This window comes from Mesorhizobium sp. M1322 (assembly GCF_040318085.1).
Lineage (GTDB): Bacteria > Pseudomonadota > Alphaproteobacteria > Rhizobiales > Rhizobiaceae > Mesorhizobium.
The window spans coordinates 13,595-33,516 of the sequence record NZ_JAMYLP010000037.1 but is presented as its reverse complement, the minus strand read 5'-3'; the positions used below and the strand labels follow the sequence as shown (position 1 = coordinate 33,516).

Here is a 19,922-nt window from a genome sequence, read left to right as displayed (position 1 = left end):
GGCACCTGCCGCCCGGAAACCGTGAACCGCTTGACCTCGCGGCTTGCGCCGCTGCGAGGAAAAGCCGTTTTATTCTTGGCCGTCAGCGCACGCGTTTGGCGGCGTCGCCATCGTTGTCCGCCGATGCGGACTGTTGCACCGCATCGCCGGTCAGCTTGACCTTCAGATTTTCGGTCATGAATTGCGTGCCCGCCGCAACGACGACGTCGCCGGGGTTCAATCCTTCGGCAACATGCACGCCGTCGGCGGTGAATTCGGCGACCTTGATCGGACGCGCATGGACGGTCTCGCCGTTGCGGTCCACGGTCCAGACGATCTGCTGGCCTTCCTTTTGCGCCAGCGCGCTCAACGGGATCGATACGCTCTGCGGGCTGTTGTTGGCCGCCGAAGCCTCGATGTTCGCGGTCATGCCGAGAAGCACGCGCGGATCGTTGGGCAGGCTGACGCGGACGGCAAAAGTACGCGACTGCTGATCGGCGCTGCCGGCGACTTCACGGACCTTGCCGTCGAGCGTCAGCGCATCGTCGGACCAGAAGCTTGCCTTGACGTTCTTGCCCGGCTTGAACTGGGCGATATCCATTTCCGGAATGGCGATCAACACTTCCTTTTCGCCATCGACGGCAACGGTCACAACCGGCGTGCCGGAGCCGACCACCTGACCGACATCGGCGGCGACTCCCGTGACGATGCCGTTCCTGTCCGCCTTGAGTTCGGTGTAGAGCACCTGGTTTTTCGCCTGGTCAAGCGATGAGCGGGCGGAATTTCGGGTGGCGACCGCCTGATCATAGCTGAGCGTCGCCTGTTCGAGCTGCGATTTCGATGCAAAGTTCTTGGCAAACAACTGTTCGGCACGACGGCGGGCAAGGCCTGTCGTCTCGACCTGCCGCTCGGCCGCCTCGAGGCTGGCCTCCGCGCTGTTGACCGAAAGGTCGTAGTCGGCGGGATCGACGCGGGCCAGAACGTCGCCCGGCTTCACGCGCTGGCCGATGTCGACCAAGCGCTCGGTGATCTTGCCGTTGATGCGGAAGCCAAGGTTCATCTCGGTGCGGGCGCGCACCGATCCGGAGTAGGAAAGCTCTCGAATATCGTCCGCCTTGGCGATCTCGACGACCTTGACCGGCCGGACGATGTCCTTGACTTCCACTTTTTCTTGCGAGCAGCCGGCGAGCCCAAGCGCCGCGACGACGACCAGAGCTGGACCAATGGCCGGCAGCCTGTTCATGATGGATTTGGACAAAGGCACTTGCGTACTCCCGAAATGGATATGGATTGCGACATCGCCGCCCGACAGGCGGAAACGGTCATTTCTTCAAAGCCCTGATGGCAAACTCGATAAGCTCGTCCGGCATCGCCCGGTTCTTCTTGGCAAGGCACTGGGCGACCATCTGCGGATGACAGAGGGTGATGATAGCGGCGCCGAAACATCGTGAAGCGACTTCCGGGTCCTGGTCGACAAACTCGCCTGCTGCGATTCCCTCGCGGATCACCTCCTCCACCAGGCCGCGGATCCTGTCGATATGCTTCTCGATGACATGCCAATCGCGTTCGATGGCAACGACGACCATTTCGTGCACCTTCTCCTGGTCGAGCATGGTGTCGCGGGTCCACTGATAATGCGTTTGCACATAGCGGCGAAGCCTTTCGCTGGCCGTTCCGGGGCTATGGCAGGCGTCGTAGGTCAGTTGATAGCAGGTAGCGAGCATACGGCCGCAAACGGCCTGGTGGATCTCAACCTTGGAGGCGAAGAAACGGTAGATGTTGGCCGTCGACATGCCGAGTTCACGCGCTATGTCGGCGACATTGGTTTTGCCGTAGCCGTAGTGGCGGAACAGTCGCTCTGCGCAATCGAGGATGCGCGCGACATTCTCCTGCCGGATCAGGTCAGCCGTCGTGTCGAGGGTCTCATGCATCATTTATCATTAGCTCATTACGAGTGACGAATTTTGAATTTCGTCACTCGTAATTCGAAATCACCTGCCTGTCAACATGTGATGTTACCTTTCTGGACGACAGGTGACATCTGTTGACACAACCTGGGCGTGAACAGCGTTAACGAAGCCTGCTGCGGGCCGTGCACAGGCACCCCCGCCGGTCCTTCAAGATCCATCTTCGGCACTCTGCGGCTCAGGTGATCGGCGTCTTATTTTGTTCGAGACGTGCTCCGCAGCGCGCAGCTATGCGCTACCATTCAAGCTGTGGAGATATGGCAAGCTGTGTAGGAGATACGGAATGACCGTACTGCGCATCGTCACGAATATCGCAACAGACAGCATTCCGGATGTTCGGAAGTTCTATACCGACCTGTTCGGGCTCGATGCCGTCATGGACCACGGGTGGCTCGTCACGCTGGCATCCAGGGAGACAACCATCCCGCAAATCAGCATCGCCAGCGAGGGCGGCTCAGGCACCCCCGTACCCGATCTGTCGATCGAGGTCGACAATGTCGACGAAGTGTATCTTCGCGCAAGCGAGATCGGTTGCAGAGTGGTCTATGATTTGACCGATGAACCGTGGGGTGTAAGACGTTTCTTCATTGCCGACCCGACCGGCAAACTGCTCAACGTGCTTTCGCATCTTCGCTAGAGATTGTTCTGCAATGCGCGACATTGGCGGCCTTCCAAACATTCAGCCGAACGACTGAAATGGGCCCGCGGCCAGCGGAGGAAAACATGAGCAGAACAATTCCATTTCATTTCGTCGATGTCTTCGCGGTAGAGCCGCTGACGGGCAATTCACTTGCGGTGGTCGACGGCGGTGGCGAGTTGGCGCTCGAGCTCATGCAAAACATTGCCCGTGAGTTCAATCAGTCCGAGACCACCTTTGTCCTGCCGGCGACCCGGGCGGACGCCGATTGGAGGTTGCGCTCTTTCACGCCGAAAGGCGTAGAGGTTTTCGGTGCAGGCGGCCACAATACGTTAGGGGCTTGGTGGTGGCTCGCTGCAGCGGGGCGGCTCGATCTGGGCGATGGCCCAACATGGTTTCACCAACAGATCGGCGACTTGGTATATCCATTGGCTATCTGGCAAAGCCAAGGGAAACTCGAAAAGATCATTATGCAGCAAGAAGCCCCGGTGGCCGGCCGGCAGCTCTCAAACCTTGGCGCTCTTGCCACGGCACTCGGCCTTAATACTGAAGAAATAGCCGCGGACGTCGTGCCTTGCCAGGTGGTCTCGACCGGTGCTGCCCATCTCCTGGTGCCGATCCGCGATCGCGAAGCCGTCGACCGGATTTCGCCGGATGCCAAACAGCTTTTCGACCTGCTCAACGAGGTCGGTGGGGAAGGCTGCTACGTCTTCTCACTCGACCCGCGACAGCCCGAAACCACGGCGTATGCACGCTTTTTCAACCCGACTGTCGGCATTTCCGAGGATCCGGCAACCGGTACGGCGGCTGGTCCGCTCGCCGCACATCTCGTTGCACACGGTCTTACGCAGCCCGGCGTAATCAAGATCGAGCAAGGCACGGCGCTCGGACGTACCAGCATCATCGAGGTAGATGTAGACGCCGGCTCAGTGAGCGTTTCTGGACGCGGCATCGTGGTGGCGAGCGGGGCTTTTTCGATCTAGTCTAGTCGAAGGTGTAGTCCGGTGGCCGCGGCGAACCTGTGCCCGTCCCATTTGGCGCGGCTATGCGGATGACGTGGTCGGCCACGCCTTCGACTTGGATCCGCTTAGGTAGCCGATCTGTTTAGTCTGTTCAGGCTTTCGCCCAGTATGACAAGCGCGATGCCGAGCAGCGCAATGTCCTTGATCAGGAACTGACCGGCAGGACCGAGCGCGGGAAAGCCGAGCGCAGGCTCCCAGATCGGCAGAGCAACCATGATGGAACAGGTGACCAGGAAAATCAGCGCGGCCAATGCCCCGCCGACCACACCGGCGCGCGTCGACCAGGGAGAGGCAATCAGCAGAAGAGCGGTCGCGATCTCGACGACGCCAAGCACATAAGAGGCACCAGCTTCACCGAATACCGGATACATCCAGGCGAGCCAAGGCGTGCCGCCGATCAGCGGCCTCAACGCCTCGATCTCAACAGCCGTGAACTTCATCCCGCCGATCATGAGAAGCGGCAGTATGACCCCGATCAGGGCGAGGATCCGCCCGGCTTTGCTGACCGCGGTGTTCTCCATCGGAATGCTCCTCCTGCTAGATCTTCTTCCGTCAGCTTGGTTCTGTATCGAGGACGATCGGGAGGCACTCGATCCGACACTGAGGGATCTTTTTTGCTCCATTCATGTTGGGCTTAGCTGGGCTGACACGGATTATGGGTCCTGACCTGCCTGCCCATTCGCCATCTCCCTCAGCCTGAACTTCTGGATCTTGCCGGTCGAGGTCTTCGGGATTTCGGCGAAGATCACCGCTTTCGGCACCTTGAATCGGGCGAGCAGCGCGCGGCAGTGATCGATGATCTCGGCTTCGGTCGCCGTCCTGCCCGGCTTCAGCTCGACATAGGCGACCGGCACCTCGCCCCATTTGTCGTCGGGCCTAGCGACGACGCCGCAGGAGGCGACGGCAGGATGCTTGTGGAGCGCCTCCTCGACCTCGATCGATGAGATGTTCTCGCCACCGGAAATGATGATGTCCTTGGAGCGGTCCTTGAGCTGGATGTAGCCGTCGGGATGCATGACACCGAGGTCGCCCGAATGGAACCAGCCGCCGGCAAAGGCCTCGTCGCTCGCCTTGCGGTTCTTTAGATAGCCCTTCATGACGATGTTGCCGCGGAACATGACCTCGCCGATCGTCTCGCCGTCAGCCGGCGTCTCCGCCATCGTCTCGGGGTCCATCACCGTCAAATCCTCGAGCGCGGCATAGCGCACGCCTTGCCTGGCCTTCCTCGCCGCCCTGAGACCCTTGTCGAGCCCGTCCCATTCGCCATGCCATTCGTTGACGACGGCCGGGCCATAGGTCTCGGTCAGGCCATAGAGGTGGATGACCGCAAAGCCCGCATCGGCCATGCCCGACAGCACCGCTTCCGGCGGCGGTGCTGCGGCCGTGCTGAAGGTGACCGTCTGCGGAAATTGCCGCTTGTCCTCGTCCCTGGCATTGATCAGCACCGACATGACGACCGGCGCGCCGCACAGATGAGTGACGCCGTGATCGGCGATGGCGTCATAGATCGGCTTCGGCCGCACCCAGCGCAGGCAGACATGGGTGCCGGCCTGCACGGCCAGCGTCCACGGAAAGCACCAGCCATTGCAGTGGAACATCGGCAGCGTCCACAGATACACCGCATGCTTGCCCATGCCGGCATGGATGGTGTTGGCGTAGGCCATCAGTGCCGCACCGCGATGGTGATAGACGACGCCCTTCGGATTGCCTGTGGTGCCGGACGTGTAGTTGAGCGAGATCGCGTCCCATTCGTCGTCGGGCATCGACCAGGCGAAATCCTCGTCGCCGCCTGCGACGAAGTTCTCGTAGTCGAGCGTGCCGATCCGCTGGCCCTTGTGATATGGGGCGTCGGCAGCGTATTCGGGATCGTCGTAGTCGATGACCAGCGGTTTTACCTTAGCCAGCGCCAGCGCCTCGCTGACGACATTTGCGAATTCGCGATCGACGACAAGCACCTTGGTTTCGGCATGGTCGAGTTGGAAGGCGATGACCGCGGCATCGAGGCGGGTGTTGAGCGAATGCAGCACCGCCTTGGTCATCGGCACGCCGAAATGCGCTTCCAGCATCGGCGGCGTGTTGGACAGCATGACGGTGACGGTGTCACCCTTGCCGATGCCGCGCCTGTGCAGCGCCATGGCAAGCTTCAGCGACCGCCGCCAGAAATCACGATAGGTCGTGCGCTGGCGACCATGGATGATGGCGACATGGTCGGGAAAGGTCTTTGCCGCCCGCTCCAGATAGCTGAGCGGCGTCAGCGGCTGGTAATTGGCTGGATTCCTGCCGAGATCCTGTTCGTAGGGATTGCCCATCCCGTCCTCCCCATGTTTATCGAACGCTTCGGGACGCTGGCGAGCGAGGCCGCCTCAGCTACTCCTGGCGCCCCTGCCCGCCTTCGCCTTCTGACCATAAAGCATTGATGTCGCGATGCCCTTCGATGATGTTCGCCACCTCGAAGCAATCTCCATTATAGCGGAAGAAAATGACGTATCCCCGGAAAGCGAAACTCCGGATGTCCGGCCGGAGATCAGGGCGAGCACGACCGATCGTCGCCTGCAGGCTCGCCAGATCACGGCATTTCTGGCGCAGAGCATCCACAAAACGCCGGCCAAGCACCAGGCTGCCGCTTTCGCGAGTGACGTATTCAAAGATATTGACCAAATCTGTCTGTACCGACGGCAACATACGCAGCCGTGGCACTCCTAGAAGCCTTCCTTTGCGAGTTGCTCAGCCTTGGCTTCCACAGCCGCGTCGATATCCTGCTCGGTCGCTTCGCCGTCGTCAGCAAACGACTTGTCCAGCATGGCGCGCAACGCCTTCAGCTTTTCCTCGCGTTCTTCGACCAGGCGCAGGCCCTCGCGCACGACTTCGCTGGCAGAGCCGTAGCGGCCACGCTTCACAATGTTGGATACAAAGGTCTCCCAGCGGTCTCCCAATGATACGTTCATTCTCGAACCTCCTGTTTGGTAAAAATGGTACTGTAATAACAATGAATGCGCAATTACTGACATCGCTACATGAACGGAATTCCCGAACCTGCTTCGTCAACACGTGAAAAAGCGATCAACGTCCTTACTCAATTTGACTTTTGTCGAGAGCCATGAATAATGTCAGCAAGGAGATGGCATGGCGATCCGACCGGCAGAACAGCTTATTCACAAGGCCGCCTGGCTCTACTATGCCCACGGCCTGCGCCAGGACCAGGTGGCCAGCCAGCTCAAGATTTCCCGAGCCTCGGTCGCCATGTATCTGCGCAAGGCGCGCGAGACCGGCATCGTCAACATCTCGACCTCGACCCAGCTTTTCACCGACGATGTCATGGCGCGCAAGCTCGAAGACGCGTTGAAGCTCGACGGGGTCTGGATCGCGCCGGAAAACGGCCATGTCGCCGATCCGGCAACCGACATCGCGGTGCTGGCGGCCAGCGTCTTTCTCGAGCTGATCAAGAAGGGCGATCGCATCGGCGTCGCCTGGGGACGGACCATCTATACGATCGCCGACATCATGTCCTATGCCGATCTGCAGGATGTCACGGTGGTGCAGCTCTGCGGCAATCTGGGAGCCCCCTATTCGTACCGGCCCGACCAATGCACCATGGAAATCGCGCGCCGGCTCAACGCCAAGGGGCTCAACTTCTATGCGCCGCTGGTGCTGACGACGGAAGAACTGGCGCGCGGCCTGCGCGCCGAGCCGGTGATCCGTGAGCAGTTGTCGGGCATCAGTGCGTGCAATCTGGCGCTTTACTCGGTCGGCACCGTCGACGCCGACAGCCATGTCGTCAAATGCGGCGCGCTGACTGCGAGCGAAATGGATGTGCTGCGCCGCGCCGGCGCTGCCGGCGTCATCGCCGGGCAGATCATCGACGCGCAAGGCAAGGCGCTCGACTGCAGCTACAACCGGCGGATCATTTCGGCGGAGCTGTCATCGCTGCGCAAGATTGAAAAGCGCCTGGTGGTGGTGCAGGAGGACAGCAAGTTTGGACCGCTGGTGGCGGCGATCGCGGGTGGGCTGTGCACGCATCTGGTGGTTGGCGCTCGGATGGCGCGACGGCTGCTCGATCATGCCGGACCGGCAGCGGAAAAGGTCGCCTAGAGAACACAAGCCGCCGCGGGCGCATTGTCATCAAGGCGTCGCGGCATTCCTGTTCACAAACAAGAGAAACCGGACGAAGCGAACATGAAGAACCTGTGGAACGATGGCGACGCGGAGAAAATCGTTGCCGACTATGCAAACAAGGGTGTTGCCCGCGACCTGGCGCTGCGCGTCTATACGACCAGGCTTCTGGGCGGCGAACCGCGGCTTGTCCTGCATGGCGGCGGCAACACATCGTGCAAGACGAAGGCCACCGATCTTGTCGGCGACGAATGGGACGTGCTCTGCGTCAAGGGCAGCGGCTGGGACATGGGCGTCATCGAGCCGCAGGGCCTGCCGGCGGTCAAGCTCGGCGCGCTGCTGAAGGCGCGATCGCTCAAAAAACTCTCCGACGAGGATATGGTCGCCCTGCAACGGGTGAACCTCATCGATCCGTCTTCGCCGAACCCTTCGGTCGAGACGCTGCTGCACGCTTTCCTGCCGCATAAATTCGTCGACCATACGCACTCGACCGCCGTCCTGGCCATTGTCGACCAGGACGACAGCGAGGCGCTGAGCAAGAAGGTCTTCGGCAATAAGATGGGGTTCGTGCCTTATATCATGCCGGGCTTTGACCTGGCGAAGGCGGCGGCCGATGTCTTCGATGCCGACCCGACGGTCGAAGGCCTGATCCTCGACAAGCATGGCATTTTCACTTTCGGGGACGATGCCAAGCAGGCCTACGACCGAATGATCCATTATGTGAACGTCGCCGAGGATTTCATCGCCAGCCACGGCAAGCCGCGCGCCGAAAAAGCGGCCTTGCCGGCCAGGCTGGCGAAGCCTGCGGATATCGCGCCGATGCTGCGCGGCGCCGTGGCGGTGGCGCGCGGCGAAGGCCGCTTCGATCGCATGATCAGCGATTTCCGCACGTCAGAGGCGATCGTCGATTTCATCAATTCGGCCAGGATTGCCGACTATGCCGGGCGCGGCGTGTCGACGCCCGACCTGTCGATCCGCATCAAGACCGGACCGATGGCGCTGCCGGCGCCCGACGCAGACAAGATCGGCGACTACAAATCCGTCATCCGCCAACATGTCGAGAAATTCGCGAGGGACTATCGCGCCTACTTCGAAACCAATGACGCGCTCGACGATGTGAAGCGCACGATGCTCGACCAGATGCCGCGCCTGACGCTAGTGCCGGGCCTCGGCATGTTCGGCCATGGCCGCACGCTCAAGGATGCGAAGATCGCCTCCGACGTCGGTGAAATGTGGATCGAGGCGGTGCGCGGAGCCGAGGCGGTCGGCGATTTCCGTCCGCTGTCCAAAGCCGATCTGTTTCCGCTCGAATACTGGTCGCTGGAACAGGCCAAGCTCGCCTCGAATAAGCCGAAGCCACTGACCGGCCAGATTGTGCTGGTCACCGGCGGCGCCGGCGCAATCGGTGCCGCCACGGCCAAGCTGTTCGCAGACAACGGCGCTCATGCCGTCGTCGTCGATCTCGACGCGGCAAGGGCCGCCGAGGCAGCAAAAAAGGCCGGCAACAGTTCGATCGGCATCGGCGCCGACATCACTGATCTGGCGCAGATGCGCGCGGCATTCGACAAGGCGGTCACGGTCTACGGCGGCCTCGACATCCTCGTCTCGAATGCCGGAGCGGCCTGGGAAGGCAGGATCGGTGAGCTCGACGACGCCACTTTGCGCAAGAGCTTCGAGCTCAATTTCTTCGCCCACCAGTCGGCGGCGCAGAACGCGGTGCGGATCATGCTCGAACAGGGCACCGGCGGCGTCCTCCTGTTCAACACCTCCAAGCAGGCGATCAATCCGGGTCCGAAGTTCGGCGCCTATGGCATCCCGAAGGCGGCGACGCTGTTCCTGTCCAGGCAGTATGCCCTCGACTACGGCGCCCATGGCATACGCTCGAATGCCGTCAACGCCGACCGCATCCGTTCGGGGTTGTTGACCGACGCCATGATCGCCAGCCGCTCGGGCGCGCGCGGCGCGTCGGAAAAGGAATACATGGCGGGCAATCTGCTCGGCCAGGAGGTGACGGCCGAAGACGTGGCCCAGGCCTTCCTGCATCAGGCGTTGGCCGAGCGGACCACCGCCGATGTGACGACGGTGGATGGCGGCAACATCGCCGCGGCGCTGAGGTAAAAACAGCCCAGACGCGAAAAGAGCGGCCCGAAAGCCGCGCTTTTCTTTTGCCAGCGGTAAAAAGCTATTTGGCGTTCGGGTTCGGCATCCAGGCCGGCATCGCGACATCGGCATGGGCGAACTGCGGCAGCTTGGCCGAGAGGTCTTCCATGTTCTTGATGTCCTTGTCGAGGAGGTCCTTCTGGGTGATCAGCGTCGGCGGCACGATGACATTGTGGCCGGGATCTTCGCCGGCCAAAAGCTGCGCCAGCGCGCGCACCGAAACCTGACCGACGACGGCCGGATTGGTGGCGGCGGTTGCCGCCCAAGCGCTGTCGGGCTCGCGCATTGCAGCGATGTCGGAGGTCGAGATGTCGGCCGAATAGATCTTGATGTCCTGAGACAGACCGGCCTCGTCGACGGCGATCTTCACACCCTTGGCGAATTCATCATAGGGCGCGAACATCACCTTGATGTCGGGGTTGGCCGACAGCACCGAACGGGCTTGGTTGGCGACGGAATTGGCGATCGGATTGTCGAGCGTGCCGAACATCGCAGCCTCGTTGATGCCCGCATATTTCTTCTTGAACTCGACCCAGGTCTCGTTGCGGCGGTCGAGCGGCGCGATGCCGGCTACGTAGACATAGCCGGCCTTCCAGCTCTCGCCATTGTCCTTGATCGCCTGTTCGAGCGCGAGGCGTGCAAGGTCGCGGTCGGACTGTTCGATCTGCGGGATTTTGGGGTTTTCGACATTGACGTCGAAGGCTACGACCTTGATGCCGGCGTCGACCGCGCGCTGGGCGGCTTCCTTCATCGATTCCGTCAAGCCGTGCTGGATGATGATGCCCTGGACGCCGAGCGCAATGGCCTGGTCGACCATATCCGCCTGAAGGGCGGCATCCTGACGGCTGTCGAGGACGCGCAGATCGACGCCAAGCGCCTTGGCCTGCGCTTCGACACCGGACAGATAGGCCTGGAAGAAGTCACCGGTCGAGAGATAGCGGACCAGCGCGATCTTGACGGCACCGGGTTTGTCGAACGGCGCCGGCTTGTCCTGCGCCATCGCCGGGACCTGCATCAGCAGGGTGGCGCCGGCAAGCCCGAGTGCTGCCTTCCCCAAAAGTCTTCTCGTGATCTTCATGTTGTCTCCTCCACTTGTTGAACTCAAATTTCAGCCGGTCGAAATCCTATCTGTCGAAACCCTACCTCTTGCCCCTGCCGGAAAGGGCGAAGGTGAAGACAAGGGCAACTACAAGAACCACGCCCTTGATGAAATCCTGGGTGTAGTAGGGCGCGTTCATCATCGTCAGGCCCTGCAGCAGCACGCCGACAAACACCGCACCGACGGCCGTGCCGAAGGCGTTCGGCTTGGCGGCGCCGAGGACCGCGTAGCCGATGAGCGCCGCGGCGACAGCGTCGAGCAGGAGATTATTGCCCGAGGCGATGTCGCCGCGTCCAAGCCGGGCAGCGAGCAAAATGCCGCCGATCGAGGCAAAAACTCCTGATATAACGTAGGCCCAGATTTTGTATGCCTTGACAGGCGCGCCGGCGAGTTCGGCAGCCCGTTCGTTGCTGCCGACCGCATACATCATGCGGCCAAAACGGGTGTATTCGAGAAAAAACCAGATCAGCACCGCAAGCACGAGCAGGACGACTACCGAAACCGGGATGAGGTTGGGGATGAAGAAATCGAAGCGGTGGCGGCCAAGCGCCAGGAAGCCAGCGCCGAACGTGCCGTTGGCGACTGAGCCGTCGGGCATCGTCATACCGGTGGCGATCGAGCGGCCCTCGGTCGGAATGCGCTGCAAGCCGACGAGCAGGAACATCATGCCGAGCGTCGCCAGGAGATCCGGGACGCGCATATAGACGATCAGCCAGCCATTGATGAGGCCGACAATGGCGCCGATCAAGAGGCAGGCGACAACCGCGACGACAGCGTTCTGCTCCAGCACCACCATGACATAGGCGGCTGCCATCATGGCACTGGTGGCGACCGAGCCGATCGACAGGTCGAAGCCGCCGACGACCAGGGTCGCAGTGACGCCAAGCGCCAGCACGCCGGTGATTGCGACCGACTGAAAGATGAAGACGGCGCTTTTGCGGCGAGACGAAGCCATCGGCGGCGATGGCGAAATAGGCGATCAACCCGAACAGCAGAACGATGAAGCCATAGCGGATGGCATGGTCGCGCGCGGCTGCCATCCTTACCCAACCCGAACTCATGCCCTCTCCATCCCACGTCCCATTATCTGCCCGCCCTCACGCTGCGCTGTGCAACGGCCCGCCCGCCACTTCGGCCAGCAGCCGCTCGAGGTCGATGTCGGCGTTGCGATGTTCGCCGACGATCGTCTGCTCCGACATCACCAGGATGCGATCGGCGGTCTCCAGCGCCTCGTCGAGTTCGGTGACGAACAGCAGCGTCGCACGGCCGTTCGCGCTCGCCCGCAGCTTGGCCGCGATATCGCGCCTGGCCGAAATGTCGACGCCCTGAAAAGGCTCGTCCAGGACGAACAGTTTTGCGGCCTGCGACATCCAGCGGGCGACCATCACCTTCTGCTGATTGCCGCCGGAAAGCGCGGACATTTCGTCCTTCTCCGAGCGGCAGACGATGCCCAGTTCCCGAATCTGCTGGCGGGCGGTGGTGCGCTCGATGCCGCGCTTGAGGACGCCGAGACGCGACATCCGCCTGTAGAACGGCAGGCTGATATTTTCCTGAATGTTGAAGTCGCCGACGATCCCGTTTTCGCTCCGATCCTTGGCGACGAGAAACACGCCGGCGGCGATCGCCTCGCCCGTCGATCCCGGTGCATAGGGTTTCCCGTTCAGCACCATGGTGCCGGAGAGCGGCTTGCGTACGCCAAACAGCGTCTCGGCGAGCGCGGTCTTGCCGACGCCGACGAGGCCGGTGATGGCGACGACCTCGCCGTCGCCGAGCGTCAGCGAGATCGGCCTGGAACCTTCTGCAATCCGTAACCCGTCGATTATCAGGACAGGCTTGGCCGAATTCCTGGCGACGATCCGGTCGAGGTGGATCTTGCGGCCGAGCATGGCGTTGACCGCACCTTCATAATCGAGTGGCTTACGGTCGAAGACACCTGAGATGACCCCATCGCGCATCGAGACGATACGGTCGGCAAGCCGCCTGATGTCGGACATGCGGTGCGAGATGTAGAGGATTGCGACGCCGTGCTCGCGAAGCCTGTCGAGCAGTGCGAACAGCCGGTCGGCCTCGGCGCTCGACAGAGAGGAGGTCGGCTCATCGAGAATCAGCACTTTCGGCTGGTGCGCCATGGCGCGGGCAATCGCCACCATCTGGCGGTCGGCCAGCGACAGATCGCTGATCCGGGCCTTCAGGTCGATGGCCAGCCCCATGCGGTCGGCGACGGCCTTTGCCTCACGACGCACCCGGCCTGGATTGAACAGGGTCGGTGCGCCGCTGCCGCTCAGCCTGTCGAGCGTCAAATTGGTGGCGACGTCGAGATCGGCGACGACACCGTCATTGATGTTCTGGTGAACGGTGACGACGCCGGCGCGGATCGCTTCCGCCGGCGTGTTTGGCGCGAAGTCTTTGTGCGCAAAATCTGGGCCGGCGAGGCTCATCGTGCCGCCGCCACGCTCGTAGACGCCGCTGATGATCTTGACCAGGGTGGATTTGCCAGCGCCGTTGGCGCCCATCAGCACGGTTACTTCGCCGGCATGCAAATCGAGCGAGACGCCGCCAAGCACCTCGATATGGCCGAAGGACTTCCTCAGCCCGTCCACGCGGAACACGGCATCATTGCCCATTCGTTCCTCCCTAACTATGACGCTAGGGGCTGTTCCGGCAATTGTCAACACGATTGACAATTGCCAGAGAGCTTCCTAGCTTGGCCCGACCGCCATGGCTCCATTATGATGGGAGCACATCAGCGGGAGGGTGAGGATGACTGGGAAATTGCCGTTCGAAGCACTGTCGGTCGAAACATTGGCGGCACGCCTCGGCGCCAACGAGGCCCTGTGTTCGCATATCGGCAAGGATACAAGCCGCTGGAAGGTCCGCGAGGTCGGCGACGGCAATCTGAACCTGGTGTTCATCGTCGAGGGAGCCACGGGTGCTGCCGTCGTCAAGCAGGCCCTGCCCTATGTCCGCTTGGTCGGTGACAGCTGGCCGCTGCCGTTGAAGCGCTCCTTCTTCGAATATCACGCGCTGACGCGGCAAGAGGCGAGAGCGCCCGGCTCGGTGCCGGCGATCCATCACTTTGACGAAGGCCAGGCGCTGATCATCATGGAATATCTGTCACCCCACATCATCCTGCGGCGCGCGCTGATCGAGGGTCGGCAACTGCCGAACATCGCGAGGGACATCGGCCTGTTCATGGCCCGCACACTGTTTCGCGGCTCCGATCTCAGCATGGCGACCAAAGATCGCAAGGCGGATCTGGCGCTGTTCGCCGACAATGTCGAGCTTTGCGACATCACCGAGAACCTGGTTTTCTCAGACCCCTATTTTGACGCCAAGATGAACCGGCATACGAGCCCACAACTCGACCGCATCGTCGCCGAGTTGCGCGCCGACCGCGATCTCAAGGTCGAGGCGCAGCGGCTGAAACATATCTTCGCGGCCAATGCGGAGACACTGCTGCACGGCGACCTGCATTCCGGCTCGATCATGGTCACCGACACCGAAACGCGAATGATCGATCCCGAATTCGCCTTCTATGGGCCGATCGCTTTCGACGTCGGCATGCTGCTTGCCAATTTCTGGATGGCGTTCTTCTCGCAGCGCGGCCATGAGCAGAGCGGAATGCGCGACGCCATGCGCGCCTATCTGCTCGACGTCACGGTCGAGGCATGGTCGGTGTTCCGCACCGAGTTCTCGCATCTGTGGCGAACCGAGCGCACCGGCATGCTCTACCAGAAGAGCCTGTTCGAGGATCAGGGCGACAGGCTCGGCGCCGAACAGGCGCTCGATCACATGCTGCATCAGGTCTGGACCGACATGCTGGGCTTTGCCGGCGTCGAGGTGCACCGGCGCATCCTGGGCCTCGCGCACAACGCCGATTTCGAGACCATTGCCGACGAGGATCTGCGCGCCACATGTGAGGCGAAGGCGCTGAAGTTCGGCCGTCACATCGCCGTCAACCGGCGCCAGATTCACAGCATCGACGAGGTCAACAAATTGGCCGCGCTGATCGAACAGGAGAACGGAATTTGAACGTCGGCGACCGCCACTACCGGACCATCTGGCTGAGCGACGACGGGCGTTCGGTGGAGATCATCGACCAGCGCTGGCTGCCGCATGATTTCCGCGTGGAGAAAGTCAGCACTGTCGCCGGCATCGCCACTGCGATCCGCGACATGTGGGTGCGCGGCGCACCGCTGATCGGCGTCACCGCTGCCTATGGCGTTGCCATTCAGATGGCCGACGACCCTTCCGATGCAGCACTCGACGGCGTCTGGGAGGTCTTGCACGAAACACGCCCAACCGCGATCAATCTGCGCTGGGCGCTCGACGAGATGCGTAATTTCCTGCGGCCGCTTCCATCTGGACAACGCGCCGAGGCTGCTTACCGGCGCGCCGGCGAAATCGCCGACGAGGATGTCGGCCTCAACCGCGCCATCGGCGTCAATGGGCTTGAAATCATCAAAGAAATAGCGGCGCGCAAGCAGCCTGGCGAGCCGGTCAACATCCTGACCCATTGCAATGCCGGCTGGCTGGCCACCGTCGACTACGGCACCGCCACGGCGCCGATCTATTTGGCAACGGAAGCGGGCATTCCCGTTCACGTCTATGTCGACGAAACGCGCCCGCGCAACCAGGGCGCCCAGCTGACCGCATGGGAGATGGCTGGCCACGGCGTGCCGCATACGCTGATCGTCGACAATGCCGGCGGCCATCTGATGCAGCGCGGCCAGATCGACATGGTCATCGTCGGCACCGACCGCACCACCGCCGACGGCGATGTCTGCAACAAGATCGGCACCTATCTGAAGGCGCTGGCCGCCGCCGACAATGACGTGCCGTTCTATGTTGCGCTCCCCTCGCCGACGATCGACTGGACGGTGCATGACGGGCTTGCAGAAATTCCGATCGAACAGCGCTCGGCCGACGAGGTTTCGCTGGTCTGGGGCAAGACCGCGAGTGGCGAGATTGCGCAGGTCCGCATCTCGCCGGAGACGACGCCCGCGGCAAACCCGGCCTTCGACGTGACGCCGGCGCGACTGGTCACCGGATTGATCACGGAACGCGGTATCGCCAAGGCCTCGCGCCAAGGCTTGAAGGCAATGTTTCCCAGACGGGGATAGGCCGTTTTCCCACGAAGTATTCCTGAGGGGATTTCGTTGCGGTGACTCATGCTGCACCAGCGGCGTTGAAAAAAGTTTTCCCGTTGATGATCAGGGAGCAGACTCATGATAGTGATTGCATTCGCTCGCGCGCCCCATTTGCGAACGGGCACTTACAATTTCAACACGCAGCGGAGGGTTTATTTTTTATGAGCAAGAATACCGAGATCAGAACTTCGGGACCACGACAACCTTCGAGTGGCGTAAATACTTCAGTCGGGCCGAGACAGCCGACCCCGCCGCCGCCCCCACCGCCGACCAAGAAATAGGATACGGCTTTGGCAAAGAAGGCGGGTAGCGGACAAGGCAAGAACGCCAAGCGGGAGAGCCGTTCTGGCCAGTTCGTTCCGAAGAAAGCGGCTTCGAACACTGGCCAGCGCCTGCATGCTGGCCCGCGACAGCCGAAGCCCGAACGAGTCGACAAACCCGAACGGGACGAAAAGCCGGGAAAGAGGGAAAGGTAGTGGCTAGCAACGTAGAAAGTCTGCGTTTTAACGCCCTTCGAAACGCCCTCTACCACACAGGGCGCCGACGGGCGTTTGAACGCTGGAACCGCTTCTTCAACTTCCTTGTGATCTTGCTGGGTGCCGCTGCCATGAGTGATGTCATGCACCGGTTTGGCATTGATCAGCTGTGGGTTGGCGCTGCCATTTCTGTGGTGGCGGCAGCGCAGCTGGCCTTTGATTTCGGTCGTTCTGCGCGCGACCATCAAGCACTTCAGCGGGACTACTATTATTTGCTGGCTGAGATCGATGACTGCATTGATTGCGATGAGGCGAAATGCGCAGCGTGGGCGGGTAAAATGACACGGATCGCCGGGGATGAACCACCGGTTCTCCGAGCGATAGACGCCAAGGCCTACAACGATGCTCTTGATGCAATCGACAGCTATGGTGCCGGAGAACACCTCTACATACCTTTTTACCAAAAAATCTTCGGAAGCGTATTTGCCTTCGATGGATATAACTATCGAAAGCTCTCGGAGCGCCCTAATTGCAGGCCTGCCCAAATCGCTGCGAAATAAGCACTGATACCCATCAGTATCGCTCCCACTCGACACGCAATCGCGGTGGATGTCAGCGCCGGCTGACGCACCGCCCCATTCGTGGATCGAGGCAGACGGTGCTTGCCGCGCTGATAGCCTTCAGCATCTGGGCGCAGCGGAACCGCTGGGTCTGGTCGGCGATCGGTGCTGGGCGGAACGCTCATCTTCGGCGGTTCGGCGACGGCGGTCGGCACCTTGTTTGCCAGCATTCTTCTCGTCCTGATCGTCACGACCATGCAGATCATCGGCCTGCCTCCCGGCGCCCAGGACATCGTCCAGGGCATCGTCGTCATCTTCGTGCTCGCCCTTGCCGGCAGACAAGCGATGGCGAGGCAAACGTCTGTCGACCCAGCGAGCGATGACGACGGCCCCGCGGCGCTGGCGAAGGGTGGGCCGCCGTAAATAGCCGGCGTCCATCCCTATTCGGATTGCAAAGCTATGGTCGTGTGATTATACCAGTTAACAAGATGACGATAGGCAGGGCCATCGTTGGAGATCAGGAGTATGGCAAGATGACAACGATAGCGCTGTTTGGTGCCGGCGGCAAAATGGGTTACCGCCTGTCGACTAATTTTCGCGGCTCTCCCTACACGATACGTCATGTCGAGGTCAGCGATGCCGGCTGCGAGCGGCTGAAGACGGGGTTGGGTATCGACGCGGTCAGCGCCGACGAGGCCCTGAATGGCGCCGAAGTGGTGATCCTGGCGGTTCCCGACACCCATATCGGCAAGGTTGCGGCCAGCATCGAGGGAAAGCTTGCTGCCGGCACCATGGTCGTCGTGCTGGACGCCGCAGCACCTTTCGCCGGCCATTTGCCGAAGCGGCCGGACCTGACCTATTTCGTCACCCATCCCTGCCATCCGCCGATCTTCAACGACGAGACCGACATGGCGGCCAAGAAGGACTATTTCGGCGGCGTCAAAGCCAAGCAGCATATGGTCAGCGCGCTGATGCAGGGGCCTGAGGAAGACTTCGCCAAGGGCGAAGCGATCGCCAAGATCATCTGGGCTCCGGTCATGCGGTCGCATCGCGTCACGGTCGACCAGATGGCGCTGCTCGAACCGGGCCTTTCGGAAACCGTCTGCGCCTCGCTGCTCGTCGTCATGAAGGAAGCGGTCGACGAAGTCGTCGCGCGCGGCGTCGACCAGCAGGCCGCGCTCGACTTCCTGCTTGGCCACATGAACGTGCTCGGCGCCGTCATCTTTGGCGAGACCAAGGGTGTGTTCTCCGACGCCTGCAACAAGGCCATCGAGTTCGGCAAGCCGGTCTTGATGCGCGACGACTGGAAGCGGGTGTTCGAGCCGGAAGAGATTGCAGCGAGCATTCAGCGCATCACCTGAGATGACCTTTTCCTTCTCCCCCTGTGGGAGAAGGTGGATTGGCGCGCAGCGCCAAGACGGTTGAGGGGTGTTGGACGGATCGCCGTCATTGCCAAGCTGGAACACCCCTCATCCGGCCGAGCTTCGCTCGGCCACCTTCTCCCACAGGGGGAGAAGGAAAGTCGCGGGCGTGCCGATACATGTCATCTGAATTAGTGATTGACTCATTATACCAGTTGGCTTAGCTGTATGGTGGCTCGGACCATCAGGCTTCGAAGCAAATTCGGGCCTCGGGTGGAGGATGGCTGGGGAGCGACGTTCCGTTGAGATGAACCGGCAAACGGCTTTGAACCCAGTCTATCCGCGCCCGCGCCATCTAAATGAATTGCATGCAGACAGCAGCCTTGGGTTGGTCAAGGCATAGTTTTTCAAAACGGGAGGAAATCATGAAACTCACTCGCAGAATGACGCTTGCGGCTTTTGCCGGCATGCTGGCGCTTGGTACCGCCGCACCCGCCTATGCGGCGGATCTCATTGCCATCATCACGCCCTCGCACGACAATCCGTTCTTCAAGGCTGAAGCCGTCGGCGCGGAAGCCAAGGCCAAGGAACTCGGCTATGAAGCGCTGGTGCTCGTCCATGACGACGACGCCAACAAGCAGTCCGAGCTGATCGACACGGCGATCGGCCGCGGCGCCAAAGCGATCATCCTCGACAATGCCGGCGCCGACGCCACCGTCGCCGCCGTGCAGAAGGCCAAGGACGCGGGCGTTCCATCCTTCCTGATCGATCGCGAGATCAACGCCACCGGCGTCGCCGTCGCGCAGATCGTCTCCAACAACTACCAGGGCGCCCAGCTTGGCGCGCAGGAGTTCGTCAAGCTGATGGGCGAGAAGGGCAATTTCGTCGAGCTGGTCGGCAAGGAATCCGACACCAATGCCGGCATCCGTTCCGAGGGTTACCACGATGTCATCGACGACTATCCAGATCTGAAGATGGTGGCGCAGCAGTCGGCCAACTGGAGCCAGACCGAGGCCTATTCCAAGATGGAATCGATCCTTCAGGCCAATCCCGACATCAAGGGCGTGATCTCCGGCAACGACACGATGGCGATGGGCGCCTATGCCGCCCTTGCTGCCGCCGGACGCAAGGACGTCATCGTCGTCGGCTTCGACGGGTCGAACGACGTGCGCGACTCGATCGCCGCAGGCGGCATCAAGGCCACAGTCCTGCAGCCGGCCTATGCGCAGGCGCAGATGGCAGTCGAGCAGGCCAACGACTTCATCAAGAACAAGAAGTCTCCGGCCGAGGAAAAGCAGCTGATGGACTGCGTCCTGATCAATGGCGACAATGCCGCCAAGCTGGAAACCTTCGCGCTGACCAACTGAGCCGGCGTAACATCAATCGCAAGGGACGAGCTTC

General features: G+C 61.5%; 17 protein-coding genes and 2 pseudogenes. 10 read left to right on the top strand and 9 right to left on the bottom strand.

Features of this window, described 5'->3' with window-relative positions; translation table 11 throughout:
- Positions 1-82: 82 nt before the first annotated feature.
- Together NKH12_RS15845 and NKH12_RS15840 are read right to left on the bottom strand one after the other, a co-directional pair.
- The gene (locus NKH12_RS15845; RefSeq protein ID WP_502910801.1) at positions 83-1,222 is read right to left on the bottom strand and encodes an efflux RND transporter periplasmic adaptor subunit; all 1,140 of its coding nucleotides are present in this window, start codon (positions 1,220-1,222) and stop codon (positions 83-85) included.
- A gap of 79 nt (positions 1,223-1,301) precedes the next feature.
- A complete protein-coding gene (locus NKH12_RS15840) occupies positions 1,302-1,910 on the bottom strand; it encodes a TetR/AcrR family transcriptional regulator (protein ID WP_352954005.1) in 609 nt (202 codons plus the stop codon).
- Positions 1,911-2,229: 319 nt separating this feature from the next.
- Here NKH12_RS15840 and NKH12_RS15835 point away from each other — a divergent pair, with 319 nt between their 5' ends.
- Complete coding sequence (locus NKH12_RS15835) at positions 2,230-2,583, top strand: VOC family protein (protein WP_352953991.1); 354 nt, start codon at positions 2,230-2,232, stop codon at positions 2,581-2,583.
- Between the two features lie 59 nt (positions 2,584-2,642).
- Positions 2,643-3,566 (top strand): PhzF family phenazine biosynthesis protein, encoded by a 924-nt coding sequence (locus tag NKH12_RS15830; RefSeq protein ID WP_352953990.1) that lies wholly within the window; start codon positions 2,643-2,645, stop codon positions 3,564-3,566.
- Positions 3,567-3,670: 104 nt separating this feature from the next.
- Here the strand turns inward: NKH12_RS15830 and NKH12_RS15825 are convergent, their stop codons facing one another.
- From NKH12_RS15825 to NKH12_RS15810, 4 genes are all read right to left on the bottom strand, one after another.
- Positions 3,671-4,126, bottom strand: a complete 456-nt coding sequence (locus NKH12_RS15825) for a YkgB family protein (RefSeq protein ID WP_352953989.1) — start codon at positions 4,124-4,126, stop codon at positions 3,671-3,673.
- A gap of 132 nt (positions 4,127-4,258) precedes the next feature.
- Complete coding sequence (locus NKH12_RS15820; protein WP_352953988.1) at positions 4,259-5,914, bottom strand: acyl-CoA synthetase; 1,656 nt, start codon at positions 5,912-5,914, stop codon at positions 4,259-4,261.
- 58 nt (positions 5,915-5,972) lie between these two features.
- Positions 5,973-6,302, bottom strand: a complete 330-nt coding sequence (locus tag NKH12_RS15815) for a type II toxin-antitoxin system RelE/ParE family toxin (protein ID WP_352953987.1) — start codon at positions 6,300-6,302, stop codon at positions 5,973-5,975.
- Between the two features lie 2 nt (positions 6,303-6,304).
- The gene (locus NKH12_RS15810; RefSeq protein WP_352953986.1) at positions 6,305-6,550 is read right to left on the bottom strand and encodes a type II toxin-antitoxin system ParD family antitoxin; all 246 of its coding nucleotides are present in this window, start codon (positions 6,548-6,550) and stop codon (positions 6,305-6,307) included.
- A gap of 178 nt (positions 6,551-6,728) precedes the next feature.
- Here NKH12_RS15810 and NKH12_RS15805 point away from each other — a divergent pair, with 178 nt between their 5' ends.
- Together NKH12_RS15805 and NKH12_RS15800 are read left to right on the top strand one after the other, a co-directional pair.
- Positions 6,729-7,694 (top strand): sugar-binding transcriptional regulator, encoded by a 966-nt coding sequence (locus tag NKH12_RS15805; RefSeq protein ID WP_352953985.1) that lies wholly within the window; start codon positions 6,729-6,731, stop codon positions 7,692-7,694.
- Positions 7,695-7,778: 84 nt separating this feature from the next.
- On the top strand, positions 7,779-9,833 hold the full coding sequence (locus tag NKH12_RS15800) for a bifunctional aldolase/short-chain dehydrogenase (RefSeq protein ID WP_352953984.1): 2,055 nt from the start codon (positions 7,779-7,781) through the stop codon (positions 9,831-9,833).
- A gap of 64 nt (positions 9,834-9,897) precedes the next feature.
- Here the strand turns inward: NKH12_RS15800 and NKH12_RS15795 are convergent, their stop codons facing one another.
- From NKH12_RS15795 to NKH12_RS15785, 3 genes and pseudogenes are all read right to left on the bottom strand, one after another.
- The gene (locus NKH12_RS15795; RefSeq protein WP_352953983.1) at positions 9,898-10,953 is read right to left on the bottom strand and encodes a substrate-binding domain-containing protein; all 1,056 of its coding nucleotides are present in this window, start codon (positions 10,951-10,953) and stop codon (positions 9,898-9,900) included.
- 61 nt (positions 10,954-11,014) lie between these two features.
- Positions 11,015-12,014 (bottom strand): annotated as a pseudogene (locus NKH12_RS15790) (ABC transporter permease).
- A 57-nt stretch (positions 12,015-12,071) separates the two neighbouring features.
- Positions 12,072-13,598 (bottom strand): sugar ABC transporter ATP-binding protein, encoded by a 1,527-nt coding sequence (locus NKH12_RS15785; protein ID WP_352953982.1) that lies wholly within the window; start codon positions 13,596-13,598, stop codon positions 12,072-12,074.
- Positions 13,599-13,734: 136 nt separating this feature from the next.
- Here NKH12_RS15785 and mtnK point away from each other — a divergent pair, with 136 nt between their 5' ends.
- From mtnK to NKH12_RS15755, 6 genes and pseudogenes are all read left to right on the top strand, one after another.
- Positions 13,735-15,006, top strand: a complete 1,272-nt coding sequence (mtnK, locus tag NKH12_RS15780) for an S-methyl-5-thioribose kinase (protein ID WP_352953981.1) — start codon at positions 13,735-13,737, stop codon at positions 15,004-15,006.
- The gene (gene mtnA, locus NKH12_RS15775; RefSeq protein WP_352953980.1) at positions 15,003-16,097 is read left to right on the top strand and encodes an S-methyl-5-thioribose-1-phosphate isomerase; all 1,095 of its coding nucleotides are present in this window, start codon (positions 15,003-15,005) and stop codon (positions 16,095-16,097) included. The genes mtnK and mtnA overlap by 4 nt, the downstream gene beginning before the upstream one ends.
- Before the next feature lie 502 nt (positions 16,098-16,599).
- Positions 16,600-17,160: a hypothetical protein gene (locus NKH12_RS15770; protein ID WP_352953979.1), complete on the top strand. Its 561-nt coding sequence runs from the start codon at positions 16,600-16,602 to the stop codon at positions 17,158-17,160.
- Between the two features lie 165 nt (positions 17,161-17,325).
- A pseudogene (locus tag NKH12_RS15765) lies at positions 17,326-17,583 on the top strand (ABC transporter permease); the annotation flags it as partial.
- Positions 17,584-17,693: 110 nt separating this feature from the next.
- Positions 17,694-18,521, top strand: a complete 828-nt coding sequence (locus tag NKH12_RS15760; protein ID WP_352953978.1) for a phosphogluconate dehydrogenase C-terminal domain-containing protein — start codon at positions 17,694-17,696, stop codon at positions 18,519-18,521.
- 425 nt (positions 18,522-18,946) lie between these two features.
- Positions 18,947-19,888 (top strand): D-ribose ABC transporter substrate-binding protein, encoded by a 942-nt coding sequence (locus tag NKH12_RS15755; protein WP_352953977.1) that lies wholly within the window; start codon positions 18,947-18,949, stop codon positions 19,886-19,888.
- The last annotated feature ends 34 nt before the right edge of the window (positions 19,889-19,922 follow it).

Excerpts from the sequence above, each read along its gene's own strand:
- NKH12_RS15845 (WP_502910801.1), bottom strand. The coding sequence starts at position 1,222 with ATGAACAGGCTGCCGGCCATTGGTCCAGCTCTGGTCGTCGTCGCGGCG.
- NKH12_RS15840 (WP_352954005.1), bottom strand. The coding sequence starts at position 1,910 with ATGCATGAGACCCTCGACACGACGGCTGACCTGATCCGGCAGGAGAAT.
- NKH12_RS15835 (WP_352953991.1), top strand. The coding sequence starts at position 2,230 with ATGACCGTACTGCGCATCGTCACGAATATCGCAACAGACAGCATTCCG.
- NKH12_RS15830 (WP_352953990.1), top strand. The coding sequence starts at position 2,643 with ATGGGCCCGCGGCCAGCGGAGGAAAACATGAGCAGAACAATTCCATTT.
- NKH12_RS15825 (WP_352953989.1), bottom strand. The coding sequence starts at position 4,126 with ATGGAGAACACCGCGGTCAGCAAAGCCGGGCGGATCCTCGCCCTGATC.
- NKH12_RS15820 (WP_352953988.1), bottom strand. The coding sequence starts at position 5,914 with ATGGGCAATCCCTACGAACAGGATCTCGGCAGGAATCCAGCCAATTAC.
- NKH12_RS15810 (WP_352953986.1), bottom strand. The coding sequence starts at position 6,550 with ATGAACGTATCATTGGGAGACCGCTGGGAGACCTTTGTATCCAACATT.
- NKH12_RS15805 (WP_352953985.1), top strand. The coding sequence starts at position 6,729 with ATGGCGATCCGACCGGCAGAACAGCTTATTCACAAGGCCGCCTGGCTC.
- NKH12_RS15800 (WP_352953984.1), top strand. The coding sequence starts at position 7,779 with ATGAAGAACCTGTGGAACGATGGCGACGCGGAGAAAATCGTTGCCGAC.
- NKH12_RS15795 (WP_352953983.1), bottom strand. The coding sequence starts at position 10,953 with ATGAAGATCACGAGAAGACTTTTGGGGAAGGCAGCACTCGGGCTTGCC.
- NKH12_RS15785 (WP_352953982.1), bottom strand. The coding sequence starts at position 13,598 with ATGGGCAATGATGCCGTGTTCCGCGTGGACGGGCTGAGGAAGTCCTTC.
- mtnK (WP_352953981.1), top strand. The coding sequence starts at position 13,735 with ATGACTGGGAAATTGCCGTTCGAAGCACTGTCGGTCGAAACATTGGCG.
- NKH12_RS15760 (WP_352953978.1), top strand. The coding sequence starts at position 17,694 with ATGACAACGATAGCGCTGTTTGGTGCCGGCGGCAAAATGGGTTACCGC.
- NKH12_RS15755 (WP_352953977.1), top strand. The coding sequence starts at position 18,947 with ATGAAACTCACTCGCAGAATGACGCTTGCGGCTTTTGCCGGCATGCTG.